The organism is Bartonella sp. CR127HXZ, from assembly GCF_042194555.1.
Lineage (GTDB): Bacteria > Pseudomonadota > Alphaproteobacteria > Rhizobiales > Rhizobiaceae > Bartonella > Bartonella grahamii.
Map to the genome: position 1 here is coordinate 54,428 of NZ_JBHIMZ010000009.1, position 13,323 is coordinate 67,750.

The following is a 13,323-nucleotide window of genomic DNA, read 5'->3' on the forward strand; positions in this document are numbered from 1 at the left end:
TCAATCGCATTATTGTAGGTGGATAATGAGAAAAGTGGTAAAGCGTGAATACTTTTAAAATCAAATGCAACATCTTTAGTTCTTATAAGGATAAATCCTTAAAAAAAATGTTCTAATGACTGTATTGAATATATGAACAAGATCATGTCTTATTTGTGAAATAGATATGAAATATAACTTTTAAATTAGAGTGGAGGCGGTAAGATCTTTCTTTTCTTCTTTGAGATATGGGGAGAAGAAATTGGTCGTATCAAAAAAGTCGTTTATAAGTTTTCATTATTGTTTCAAATATAGAAATATTGAAGAGCTTTTATTAAAATGGGGTGTAAAAGTAGGTCATATCTTCCTCAATTCTTGGTTTTTGAAATATGCATCTTTAATGGGAAAATGTTTGCAAAGTTTTAGGCAATCGCATTCGCATTGTGACTTCATTTGTATCGATAAGATTTATATCAAAGTTGAGCGTCAGTAGAAATATCTTTATCGGACTATTGATAAACATGGTGTTTCCATATGATGCTTAAGGTGTCATCGAGCCATTTGTGGTAATTGCGTGCTTCTTCGTTTGAGTCATGAACAGAGAAAATAAAACCAGGATATCCACCGAATGCTGGTGGAGGTGGTGAAATATGATCGGTTTCAAAGAAAATGATAGTTCTAGCAGTTAGTGGATGCTGTGCAACCTTATCTAGACCTGAAAATCCGGAAAACCTTCCATGACCACGAAGAGGAATAATGTAATTTGCCGCCACTTTTTCAGCTGGGAGTATATCGGGAAGGTCTAAGTTTTGTTCAGCTAAAGCGGCATTCATACATAGTTTTGCAAATGAAATCCCTGTACCTTGCTCCACAATAAAATGGGAAACACCTGACCCACCTATACGAGCGCCGATCTCAATTACATAAGGTAAGTTATTAGCATCTAAGCGTAGCTCTACATGGGCAGCTCCCATGTTTATACCAAGAGCTTTAACTCCAGAGCATGCAGCCTCACATAAAGCAATAATTAAAGGATCATCTATATCACGGCGTTGACGATAAATTGTTTCTTCGAACCACGGTCCTTCAGGCTGTCCCTTGTCTCCAATAGCTAGAACATGCACACCTGCTGCATCGACAAAGCATTCCACAACAAACTCTTTTCCTGGTAAATACTGTTCTACTACTAAACCTAAAGATTTATTGTTATCGTTGAAACGTGCCATATCTTTATGCTGAACATTCCATACCGCTTTGATGAGATCAGGAAATTCTTCAGAATTTTTAGCTAACATTACGCCTATACTACCGGCTCCAGAAACGGGTTTAATGACTAGCGGCCAGCCTAAAGTATGAGCTTGTGATAGATCTTCTGGATTATCTATATAAAAAAATCTTGGTGTTCTCAGCCCTGCTTTAGCAAAAGCTTGACGCATTAGATATTTGTTTCGGGTTAATGCCGCTACTTCTGGCTCAATACTGGGAGTATTGATTTTTTTTGCAGCTAAAGCTGTCCATAGGATGGCTTTTTCGAAAAGGGTCATAACTCCACCAATATTGCGTTCTTTCACTCCGGCTGCAAAAGCGTCTAGGGCTAACTCTGGATTATCAAAAACAGGAAGTTGCCAAGTTGAGGTTACTGCCGCTGGTAGCTGAATAGGTGCACTTTCAGCAATATCATAAATCATTATTAATTCGATGTTAGCTGCTTTTGCAGCTTCAAATATAAAGGGTATTTTTGTATTACGCTGACATACTAACGCCAGTTTTTTCATTTTATTTTTTCCTTATAATTTAGAATTTTTGGAACGGTGTTTTAGTTGCTATCCAGATACTTTTGACGCGTCTATAAATTAAGAGTATTATCCCTGTAACAACTACAATCATAGCAATTATTTTGAGAGCACTTAGAGAAGTGCTCGAACCGATTATCCGTTCACATGCTACGACTGCAAAAGGAGCTAATACGCCGATAGTATTGGTGTATAATACGTCTCTTTCGGCTAAAACTTTTTGGTACAATACGTAACCTAGTGATGATAAAAAAGCTCCTAAAATCAATATCCTAAGTATGTCTTCTAACTTAAGATATAAGAGTGGGGCAGGATCAAAAATAAATAATGGCATAAATGATGCTGCAGAAATTGTCGTGATCCAAGCCAGTGAGGTGAGCAAAGGTAGATTTTCAAGATAACGTTTAGACAATAAGCCATAAGCAGAGTAAGAAAGTGCTGCTGTTAAGGCAAGAGCTATTCCTATTAGGCTGTAATATCCACCCTCTGCACTGTTTATATTAAATGCTATAGCTGCTACACTGACAATTATCATACCGATAAGTTTTAACCATGAGAACGTAAGGCTATTCGTCAGTGCACCCAATATGTAGGTAATACCTGGAATAGTAGCGAGAGCCATAGTTAAATCACTGGCTTTGAGCGATTTTAATGCACCAAAGCTGCATACAAAATATAACGAGAATCCTAACACTGATAGAATTAAAAAAGAAGGTATCATGGAAAGCAATGGTAGGGATCTGAAAACAGCTTTCTCACGAAATACTGCAATCAGCCATAAGGTGGCAGCGGTGGCAAACAACCTAAGTCCAACCGCATGCATGACGGGTATATTGCTAACCAAATTCTTAGATAATAACCAACTTATGGAAAACAATGCTAGAATGGCAAAAGTAAATAATAGTAACCGTCCTTTTATAAAACTCAATGATTTAATCCCCTAATCACTCGCTGTGCATAATATGATGTTGAAAAATTAAATCGTGACTGTGAAGTTTGCGGCTTACCAAGATTATTTTGGATATAATCCTTAGCTCCTGCCAAATAAGCGTCATCATCTAATGTTTCAAGTGCTTCTATATCTGCTATCATCAATATTATTACTTTTTCAAGACGCTCCAAATCAAATTGAAGATAACCTTGATTTGTTTCAATCAATGCTTTGTTCCGCGTTAACATTTCAAAAAGCAAGATCCCTGTACCAGCATCGAATGTCATATGCTGATCAGAATCTTTTGGATAACGGAATATGCGTTCTAATAGGATAAATTCAGTTATTTCTTTCCAAAATTTTGGATGATTTTGTAGCATAATACGCACTGTAATTAAATCAACTTTAGTTTCTTCTAGAAGACCTGTGAACCAATTTAATTTTATATACAGATTTTTATCTAATGGCCGCGGTCCAGTATGATGTGCATAGTCATGGTAATAGCCCCACAAACAGCGAGCATCGTAAATGTCTTCTTTAGATAAGTTACGACTATGCAATTGACCGAACAGAAATTTACTATCTCGACCGAGTAAACGTTCAGCTTCCACAATTTTTTGCTTGTTGTAAATATCAAAGAATTTACTGAAAAAAAACAAAGCAAATGCTTGCTTATCAATTTTCTTAGCAGTCGCTACAGATTCTGGGAATAGAACAATGCAATTGCCTTCTAAAAAACCTCTTGACGCTATTCCCATTTTTATACATTGAAATGGTGATACATAATTATTTGTATATTTTGAGGCGTCAGCAAGATAGTCCGTTTCATGACGATATCCTGTAACTAATTCCAGCCGGAATCCTTCTGGATCAGGTCCATTTGTTGCACGCATTGGAGCCAAGAAAAACAAGGGAGCATCTGGTAATGGGGCTTTGAAAGCAGCCAAAGTGTTATCAAATTTAGGAGGGGTCGTTAAACCGCTGATCATCCACTGATGAAGATCATCAGAAATGGTCGCTAAAAGTTTTGGAGATAATCCGTCAAGAATATTGGCATGGTGGTTCAGCAGAGTAATCAATTCATTGATCATATTACTATCTACCGAAGTTGGTTCCTTAATGCTCCCATCTCGTTCTTGGCGCATACGGAATTTGTCAACCAAGTTAACAATGGAAAGAAGCGCTTCAGATTTTTTCATGATTAGTTGACTTTAGTGAGTGGAGCAAAAAGGCCATTGGCACTTGTCCAAAATTTTCGACAATACTCAGCCTATAGCGATTTGCCGCAACCGATGTTGTGATACAAGCATCGGCTTTTTCAGCCTTACAAAGAACGGCTGCATCAGCATTGCTGTTGGCAAATACTTTGTCATATTGATGAGCTACCAGAGATTGCGGGGCAGGATGAGTCGCTACGGTTTTAATTTCATCAATGTTATTGCGTTTAGCTAAAACCATAGAGTGAGTAGGCATGATAAAGCTGTCAAATAATTGCATATTACTTAAACGGGTAAATATGAGTTTATGCAAATCAGGGTAAGCAGCACAGCTTAAGAGATATCCATCCTTTTTCTGAGCAAGTTCATTAAAGGCTCTTTTAAGAGTTGCGTATAAGATAATACGTGATTCTAAATCAGCGGAAGAAATATTTTGATTGTGATTGTCAAGCCACTATTGTGCTGCAGCTGTGCAGTTAGTATCTGCAAGGACAAGTGTATAGATAAAAGTATTATTTTCAGATTGTATGACTTATATACTTTTTAAGTATAAGAATATATTTAATATAGTGCAATATGTGAAGTATATCAATAAAAATAAGTTAAATAATTTAGTGATTTACAAAATATATGTATATGTGAAAGAAAATTGTGATATAATTTAGCCTTATCATTATCCTATTATGCCATAAAACATCGTCGTTTAGGATAGTAATTGAGCAGGAAAAATTCTATGCAGGGTATTTATTGGATATGTTAGAGAATTATTGGAATGGTTAAGCGAAGGTGAATGACACGTAAACCGTACTGCTCTATCATTTTTTTGATGATGAACTTTTTTGTTTTAATATTTTGCAAAAATTGTTTTTGAAGCTGTCCGTATCGATAACATTATTGTAGGTGGATAATAAGCAAAATGGTAAATCATGATTACCTTCACCATCAAATTCAGTATATTCAGCTTTTTAATTAAGATAATATTTTAAAAATTATTCTATAGTCATGACTGTATTGAATATATGAAAAGATATTATCATTGTCTTGTTTGTAAAAGAAACATGAAATATAACTCTTAAATCAGATTGGGATTGGCAAGGTCTTTTTCCTTCTTTGAGGCATGGGAAGGTCGGATTAAATTTTATTAAAGTATATAAAACATTCGTTTTCTTGAAAAGATCAGAGGTAAACAAATATGCGTGAGATTTTGGATCATTTTGATATGCCATTGAATAAGAATAAAAAGAGTTCTGTTCAAAAGATTCAAAATCTTTCATGTCAGCCGCACCCAAAACGATTTTATAGACAAGTGAAGATTGCTTGTGAGGAAGGGAGTTTTACTATCTTATTAGATGAACGTCCCGTTAAAACGCCTGCAAGGCGTCGTTTTCATGTGCCAACAGAAGTGTTTGCTGAATACGTTGCTCAAGAATTTGAGAGCCAAAAGCACGTTGTTGATCCTGTAAAAATGCCGATGACGCGTTTGGTTAATACTGTTATTGATGGTATTGCTGATGATATGCAGGTTGTTTTTGAAGATTTATTGCGTTTCGTTGCGTGTGATATGATCTTTTATCGTGCACAGACACCTAAAGAGCTGGTGCAAAAACAATCTGAACAATGGGATCCTTTATTAGATTGGGCAGAAAAAAAACTGGGTTCAAGGTTTTATTTGACAGAAGGGCTGATGCATGTGGAACAATCACCAGAAGCACTTCAAGCTGTGAGTTATTATTTACGTAGCGTTGAGTCTCCTTATATGCTTGCTGCACTTCATATGATGACAACCTTAACGGGATCTGCTCTCATTGCTCTTGCTGTTGCTGCGGGAAATATTGATGCTGATCATGCTTGGTCTATTGCTCATTTAGATGAAGATTGGATGATGGAACAATGGGGAATAGATAAAGAAACAATGGTGCGTCGTGCTCATAAAAAAGTTGAATTTAAGGCTGCGGCTACAATTGTTACAACTTGCTTATAGGGGTAAATCTTTTATTTACGTGCATTCTTTTCGCTCAGAGTATTTTTGTGACTTTTTGAGGATTGATTTTTACTTTTTCAAGTCCAGGAAATAGTTCATTGGTTATGTTTAAGAGCGTTTCGTCATTACCGCGGATAAAATACCATTGGTTATCGTGAAGTAGGGCAATAATTTCAGTGTGAATAGAGCACTTTTTTCCAGCATTTGTTGTGGTTACAAGTTCCACGGGTATAACAAAATAAGGGGTGCCATTATCAAGTGTACCTTCACGTTTTTGTTTTTGGTCAATGTTGATCGTTTCAATCTTGTAACTTTCTGCCAACCGTTCTATTTGGCTTTTCATGATTTGTCGAAATTGTGATTGACTAAGATTTTTTTTGGCGGTTAAACGGTTGATGATTTGGGGAGGAATAGCATTTAAGATGGCATTTGCATCGGCATTTTTAAGTGCTTTACTATAAGCGGATGTCGCTTTTTCAAGGGCAGTGAGTTTTTGATTGGTTATTGTATATGCTTGAGTTGTTGATGTGATAAAGACAATGCATAAAAGAAGGGGAACGAGAAAACAAATTCGCGGCATTAGAAACCTTGTTAATTCATTTGAAGAGATTCAACACATTATAAAGGAAAAGCAGATGAGCAAAAAGCCTCTTGCGCTTTTGCATGAGAAGAATATCCACAAAAATGGAGGCTTTTGCCTCCATTTTAAAAATCAAAAGAATGCGTATTGATTGTTTAAACAGAATAGTACATGTCAAATTCAACAGGATGGGGTGTTGTTTCGTAGCGCAAGACTTCTTGCATCTTTACTTGAATGAAGGAATTAATCTGATCATCATCAAAAACGTCGCCAGCTTTAAGAAAGCCACGATCTTTGTCAAGTGCTTCAAGCGCTTCACGCAGACTTCCTGAAACAGTAGGGATTTCTTTGAGTTCTTTTAAGGGAAGATCATAAAGATCTTTATCCATAGCATGTCCGGGATGAATTTTGTTTTTGATGCCATCAAGACCAGCCATTAAAAGTGCTGCAAATGCCAAATAGGGATTTGCTGTTGGGTCTGGAAAACGAACTTCTACGCGTTTTGAATTTGGTGAGGAGCTCATTGGGATACGGCAAGATGCAGAACGATTACGTGCTGAATAGGCAAGAAGAACAGGGGCTTCATAACCAGGAACCAAACGTTTATAGGAGTTTGTGGATGGGTTGGTAAAAGCATTGATTGCTTTTGCGTGCTTAATAACACCACCGATAAAAAATAAACAGGTTTCTGATAGTCCGGCATATTCATTTCCTGCAAAAATGGGTTTGCCATCTTTCCAAATGGAGATGTGAACATGCATTCCAGAGCCGTTATCACCAAAAACTGGTTTTGGCATGAAGGTTGCTGTTTTCCCATAACTGTTTGCTATTTGATGTACAACATATTTAAAAATTTGCATCTTGTCAGCCTCGCGAACGAGTGTATCAAAACGAATACCCAATTCATGTTGGCCTGCTGCTACTTCGTGATGGTGTTTTTCGACCTGTACGCCCATATCTTTGAGTGCTGTGAGCATTTCAGAACGCATATCTTGGCAGGAATCAATCGGCGGAACAGGAAGGTAGCCCCCCTTTATTCGTGGGCGATGTCCTAGATTGCCTGTTTCATATTCCGTATCATCATTGGAGGGAAGTTCACTTGAATCGAGTTTAAACCCTGTATTGTAAGGATCCGTTTTATAGCGCACATCATCAAAGATAAAAAACTCTGCTTCTGGACCTACATTGATTGTATCTCCAATGCCTAAAGATTTCATATAAACCTCAGCCCTTTTGGCAATAGAACGAGGATCTCTACGATAAAATTCACCAGAGACAGGATCAAGTACATTACAAAATATGACCAAAGTAGATTGAGCAAAAAAAGGATCAATATGTGCTGTTTCTGGATCTGGCATTAAAACCATGTCAGATTCATTAATTGTTTTCCAACCAGCAATTGAAGAACCATCAAACATGACACCATCACTAAAAGTATCTTCGCTGATCTCTGCGATATCCATTGTAATGTGATGCAATTTTCCTCGTGGATCAGTAAAACGTAAATCAACAAAACGGATTTCGTTGTCTGTAATCTGTTTGATAATATCTGATGCGGTTGTCATATTCAATTTCCTTAATATGGCGTTGAGATAGATAAAAAAGTGAATTTTCTCGTTATTTATTAAAGGGCATCGATACCGGTTTCGTCCGTGCCTATACGAATGGCATCATCAATGGAAAAGACAAATATCTTTCCATCTCCTATATGTTTTGTTTGAGCTGCTTTACGTATTGCATCAACAGTTTGTTCTAGTTTTTCATCGGACACAACAATTTCAATCTTTACTTTAGGTAGAAAGTCAACAACATATTTCGTGCCACGATAAAGTTCTGTATGTTCCCTTTGACGACCAAAACCTTTCGCTTCTGTTACTGTAATACCATGTAACCCAATTTTTTGAAGCGCTTCTTTCACTTCATCAAGTTTGAAAGGTTTTATAATGGCTTCAATTTTTTTCATGCTGAAATTATCTCCAACGTTATTTTGTCTTTTTAGACTGCATCACATTATATTGACAACTGTAAGATGTCCAACAGATACTTTGTGCACAAAAAGTCGAAAATAATGACACTCTATACTCTTTTAGGAGAGTTTCTTTTGTAGAATAAAGTCAAATACTGTTTTTTTGGAAAAAATCTTACAATTCTTGTACAAGAATTAAAATAATATAATAAAAAAGTTTTGTTTCTTTTTTGTTAGATAATACGTTGACTTATAATGATAATTCGACGTTTTCTACACTGAATGAGAAACTCTAATAGCGTAAGATTTTCTCATTTTAGATCTTTTTATCGTCAATCAATCAAAACGATGCCTTTGTATATCATGAATAGTACGAGTGTGTGGATAAAAATATTTGAAAAAAATAAAATGCTTTTTATGAAAGCTTTCGATAACTAAAGGTTTTACAATATTAGGGAGTAGGGGAAGACAAATATTGGAAAAGATGGTGGTGTACAATAATGGATTTCTCATTATAGCATTAGGTGCCGTCGTGAAATGGGCTTGAGAGCGTTGAGAAATATTTCTTTAAAACAGATGTGTGAATTGGCAACGCAAATATATTTTGTTTGGGGCGTTTTGTCTCTTCGTGAGGAATGTGATTCCATTAAGGAACGCGATAAACAAAAGCGTGAAGCAATGGGCACTCTTTATTATAAGATACTGCTGCGGATGCCTTTGAAAATCGTAAAGATAAATTAAAAGGAGATGTAAAGATAGGAACTTAATTTATCCCCTTAAAACTTCGTATTCTTTCCAAATTGGGCTGTTTGGCCGTTTCAGATATAAAAAAACAGAGAATAAATACGCAATTATGCGCGCGTTCCTATGGGCAATACGAAAACTGAAACAGCTTATAAAGCGCTAACTTGTTTCAGTCTTTGCTTTAAACATGTTGCACCACTGGAATTTAGGTGTTGGTGTTTACAGGTAACAATAAAAGTACAGGCTTTGTTCGTATGCTGTATTTACAATGGAAAGCGTTTTTAAGAATTGGAATTATAGAGAGAGGGGCGCAGTAAAACATCTTTTAGAAATTTTCCAGTATAGGAAGCGGGAACCTTAATGATGTCTTCAGGGCGTCCAATTGCAACAATTTCGCCACCACGATCTCCACCTTCTGGTCCTAAATCAATAATCCAGTCGGCTGTCTTTATAACATCAAGGTTATGTTCAATGACTATAACTGTGTTGCCTTGCTCGACTAGTTCATGCAGCACTTCAAGAAGTTTGGAAATATCGTGAAAATGTAAACCTGTTGTTGGTTCATCCAAAATATAGAGTGTACGTCCTGTTGTTTTACGTGAAAGTTCTTTCGCAAGTTTCACACGTTGTGCTTCCCCACCAGAAAGTGTGGTTGCTTGCTGTCCTACTTTTATGTAACCTAATCCTACTTTAATGAGAGTTTCCATTTTATTATGAATAGCGGGAATAGCTTGGAAAAATTCCTCTGCCTTTTCAATTGTCATATCCAAAATATCGGCTATAGACTGTCCTTTGAATTTTATTTCTAGTGTTTCTCGATTATAGCGTTTTCCTTTACAGACATCGCAAGTAACATAGACATCGGGTAAAAAGTGCATTTCAATTTTTATGACTCCATCACCTTGACATGCTTCGCAACGTCCTCCTTTAACATTAAATGAAAAACGCCCAGCTTTATAACCACGGGCTTTTGATTCTGGAAGATCGGCAAACCACTCACGAATCGGTGTAAAAGCGCCTGTATAGGTTGCGGGATTAGAGCGTGGGGTGCGTCCAATGGGGGACTGGTTGATATCAATGACTTTATCAAGAAATTCTAATCCTTCAATTTTGTCATAGCTGGCAGGGCTGTGATGAGAGCCCATGATATGATGTGAAGCTGCTTTGAAAAGCGTTTCAATAAGAAATGTTGATTTTCCTCCTCCAGAAACACCGGTTACGCATGTGAAGGTTCCAAGAGGGATGTTCGCATTGATATTTTTGAGGTTATTTCCCTTGGCGCCGATGATTTTAAGTGTTTTCATTTTTGATATTTTGCGTCGCTCAGCGGGTATTTTAACAGCCATTTTTCCTGAAAGGTATTGCCCTGTGAGAGAGGCTGAATTTTCTATAATTTCCTGTGGTGTCCCTTGCGCTATGATTTCTCCACCATGAACGCCCGCGGCAGGGCCCATATCGACAACATAATCTGCTGTGAGAATAGCATCTTCATCATGTTCAACAACAATAACTGTATTGCCAAGATTGCGTAAATGACGCAGCATTTCCAAAAGGCGTTCATTATCGCGTTGGTGTAAACCGATAGATGGTTCATCTAAAATATAAAGAACGCCTGTAAGACCAGAACCAATTTGGGATGCTAACCGAATGCGTTGGCTTTCTCCACCTGAAAGCGTTCCTGAATTTCGAGACAAGGTAAGATATTCCAATCCTACATGATTTAAAAAAGCTAAGCGTTCGCGAATTTCTTTTAAAATACGTATGGCGATATTACGTTGTTTTTCTGTGAGATATTGATGAATATTGGCAAACCAATCATCTGCCTTTAGAATAGAAAGATCTGATATTTGCCCAATATGCATTCCGTGGATTTTTACAGCAAGTGCCTCTGGTTTTAAACGATAACCATGACAAGCTGGGCAAGGCGAAGAAGACATATAACGTTCGATTTCTTCTCGAGACCAAGCAGAATCGGTTTCTTTCCAGCGTCTCTCCATATTGGGGATGATTCCTTCAAAAGGTTGGGTCGTTTTATGCGAACCAGAATTATTTTTATAGATAAAAGAAATTTCATCTTTTTTTGTACCGTAGAGAATAGCCTGTTTTTTTGTACCGTAGAGAATAGCCTGTTGTGCTTCATTAGAGAGTTCACACCATTGATCTGTGAGTTTGAAACCGTAAGCTTTTCCTAATGCTTCTAAGGTTTGTCTATAATAAAGTGAATCCGATTTAGCCCAAGGAGCAATAGCTCCATTCTTTAGGGTAAGATTTTTATTTGGCACAATTTTTAGTGGATCCACTGCCTTTTTGATACCCAATCCATCGCAGAGAGGACAGGCCCCAAAAGGATTATTGAACGAAAAAAGGCGAGGTTCAATTTCAGGAATAGAAAAACCAGATATAGGGCAGGAAAACTTTTCTGAGAAAATGAGCCGTTTGTGTGTATCACTTTTTGATTTATGAGCAGATTCTTTTGTCGTTTCTTTTTGTGTCAAAGGTTGGTCTGCCATTTCAGCTATGGCAAGTCCATTTGCTAGTTGTAAACAGGTTTCTATACTATCAGCCAAGCGAGAGGTGATATCCTTTTGTACAACAATGCGGTCTACCACGACATCTATGTCATGTTTATACTTTTTATCAAGAGGTGGAATGTCAGGGATTTCATAAAATTCGCCATCAACTTTAGCTCGTTGAAATCCTCTTTTTAAAAGTTCTATTAGCTCTTTTTTATATTCTCCCTTTCGTCCTCGCACCAAGGGTGCCATAATAAAAATTCGTGTTCCTTCTGGTAAGGACATAATTTGATCCACCATTTGGCTTACGGTCTGGCTTTCAATAGGAAGTCCTGTCGCTGGAGAATGAGGAATACCAATACGTGCAAAGAGAAGACGCATGTAGTCGTGGATTTCAGTAACGGTACCTACCGTTGAACGAGGATTGCGACTGGTTGTTTTTTGTTCAATGGAGATAGCTGGAGAGAGACCGTCTATGCGGTCTACATCGGGTTTTTGCATGACTTCCAAAAATTGGCGTGCATAGGCTGAAAGGCTTTCGACATAGCGGCGTTGTCCTTCAGCGTAAATTGTATCAAAAGCTAAGGATGATTTTCCTGATCCGGAAAGTCCTGTTATAACAATAAGTTTGTCACGAGGCAGATCGAGATCAATATTTTTAAGGTTATGCTCACGTGCACCGCGAATGGAGATATATTTTTGATAAGTCATATTTTATCCTTGGCATATGTGACAAAAACTGAGCGCCTAAAATGGAATAAAACTGTTTTTTAGAATTACAATGTGTTTAACTGCTTTAATGTTAAAGGAAGGTATAAGTTTTGTGAAAAGAAAAATACAAATAAGCAGCTTTTTATTCTCTCGTGGTGGAATAAACTATGCGTCTTTATCATCTTTTGTTATAATTACACGGATACAATATTGGGAAAGGATAGCAATATCCATATTGAAGGTCAATTGCAGACATGTAAATTGAAGGTCGAGATGGTTATAACTGTTATAAAACAGAGTATTTTACGAATTAAAATTTTGGAGTTTATGCGATGGCTGGTAGCCTTAATAAAGTTATTTTGATTGGTAATCTTGGTGCGGATCCTGAAATCCGCCGTTTGAATTCTGGTGACCAAGTGGCAAATTTGCGTATTGCTACTTCAGAAAGTTGGCGTGATCGGAATACAAATGAGCGAAAAGAACGCACTGAGTGGCATAATATTGTTATTTTTAATGAAAACCTTGTCAAAGTTGCAGAGCAATATTTAAAAAAAGGCAGCAAAATTTACATTGAGGGGCAGTTACAGACACGAAAATGGCAAGATCAAAATGGAAATGACCGTTATACAACAGAGGTTGTTTTGCAAAAGTACCGTGGCGAATTACAAATGCTTGATGGGCGGGGAGCCGCGGGCGGGGAGCAAGGAGCAAGTCAAGGGGGGAGTTATAGTGGTGGCTTTGCCGATAGTAACTCAAATCAGAGAAATACGTTTGGTCAAAATAATAATCAATTGGGAGAAAATTTTTCACACAAATTAGATGATGACGTACCTTTTTAAGAGTCTTTATTTGTCGTATTATGATTACTTTATGATTTGTTTGTTTCAGATTTTTGAAGTTTAGCGAAG

Annotated in this window: 10 protein-coding genes; 2 read left to right on the top strand and 8 right to left on the bottom strand. The window is 37.1% G+C overall.

Features of this window, described 5'->3' with window-relative positions:
- Positions 1 to 488 precede the first annotated feature (488 nt).
- From ACFIKY_RS06470 to ACFIKY_RS06485, 4 genes are read right to left on the bottom strand one after another with little or no spacing between them, the layout of a single operon-like run.
- The gene (locus ACFIKY_RS06470; RefSeq protein WP_375635868.1) at positions 489 to 1,754 is read right to left on the bottom strand and encodes an acetyl-CoA carboxylase biotin carboxylase subunit family protein; all 1,266 of its coding nucleotides are present in this window, start codon (positions 1,752 to 1,754) and stop codon (positions 489 to 491) included.
- A 19-nt stretch (positions 1,755 to 1,773) separates the two neighbouring features.
- Positions 1,774 to 2,700, bottom strand: coding sequence for a DMT family transporter (locus ACFIKY_RS06475; protein ID WP_375661556.1), 927 nt, complete (start codon positions 2,698 to 2,700; stop codon positions 1,774 to 1,776).
- On the bottom strand, positions 2,697 to 3,902 hold the full coding sequence (locus tag ACFIKY_RS06480; protein WP_375661557.1) for a DUF6421 family protein: 1,206 nt from the start codon (positions 3,900 to 3,902) through the stop codon (positions 2,697 to 2,699). The genes ACFIKY_RS06475 and ACFIKY_RS06480 overlap by 4 nt, the downstream gene beginning before the upstream one ends.
- Positions 3,889 to 4,200 (bottom strand): prephenate dehydratase domain-containing protein, encoded by a 312-nt coding sequence (locus tag ACFIKY_RS06485; RefSeq protein ID WP_375644746.1) that lies wholly within the window; start codon positions 4,198 to 4,200, stop codon positions 3,889 to 3,891. Before ACFIKY_RS06485 ends, ACFIKY_RS06480 begins: the two co-directional genes overlap by 14 nt.
- Positions 4,201 to 5,112: 912 nt before the next feature.
- Here ACFIKY_RS06485 and ACFIKY_RS06490 point away from each other — a divergent pair.
- Positions 5,113 to 5,901: an ATP12 family chaperone protein gene (locus tag ACFIKY_RS06490; RefSeq protein ID WP_375635872.1), complete on the top strand. Its 789-nt coding sequence runs from the start codon at positions 5,113 to 5,115 to the stop codon at positions 5,899 to 5,901.
- Between the two features lie 34 nt (positions 5,902 to 5,935).
- Here the strand turns inward: ACFIKY_RS06490 and ACFIKY_RS06495 are convergent, their stop codons facing one another.
- The 4 genes from ACFIKY_RS06495 to uvrA form a co-directional block, all read right to left on the bottom strand.
- Positions 5,936 to 6,481 (bottom strand): hypothetical protein, encoded by a 546-nt coding sequence (locus ACFIKY_RS06495; RefSeq protein WP_375635873.1) that lies wholly within the window; start codon positions 6,479 to 6,481, stop codon positions 5,936 to 5,938.
- A gap of 155 nt (positions 6,482 to 6,636) precedes the next feature.
- The gene (glnA, locus tag ACFIKY_RS06500) at positions 6,637 to 8,046 is read right to left on the bottom strand and encodes a type I glutamate--ammonia ligase (protein ID WP_015856529.1); all 1,410 of its coding nucleotides are present in this window, start codon (positions 8,044 to 8,046) and stop codon (positions 6,637 to 6,639) included.
- A gap of 59 nt (positions 8,047 to 8,105) precedes the next feature.
- Positions 8,106 to 8,444, bottom strand: a complete 339-nt coding sequence (locus ACFIKY_RS06505; protein ID WP_015856528.1) for a P-II family nitrogen regulator — start codon at positions 8,442 to 8,444, stop codon at positions 8,106 to 8,108.
- A 1,028-nt stretch (positions 8,445 to 9,472) separates the two neighbouring features.
- Positions 9,473 to 12,415: an excinuclease ABC subunit UvrA gene (gene uvrA, locus ACFIKY_RS06510; protein ID WP_375661558.1), complete on the bottom strand. Its 2,943-nt coding sequence runs from the start codon at positions 12,413 to 12,415 to the stop codon at positions 9,473 to 9,475.
- A 332-nt stretch (positions 12,416 to 12,747) separates the two neighbouring features.
- Here uvrA and ssb point away from each other — a divergent pair, with 332 nt between their 5' ends.
- Entirely contained in the window at positions 12,748 to 13,254 is a 507-nt protein-coding gene (ssb, locus tag ACFIKY_RS06515; RefSeq protein WP_375633841.1) for a single-stranded DNA-binding protein, read from the top strand.
- Positions 13,255 to 13,323: the final 69 nt, after the last annotated feature.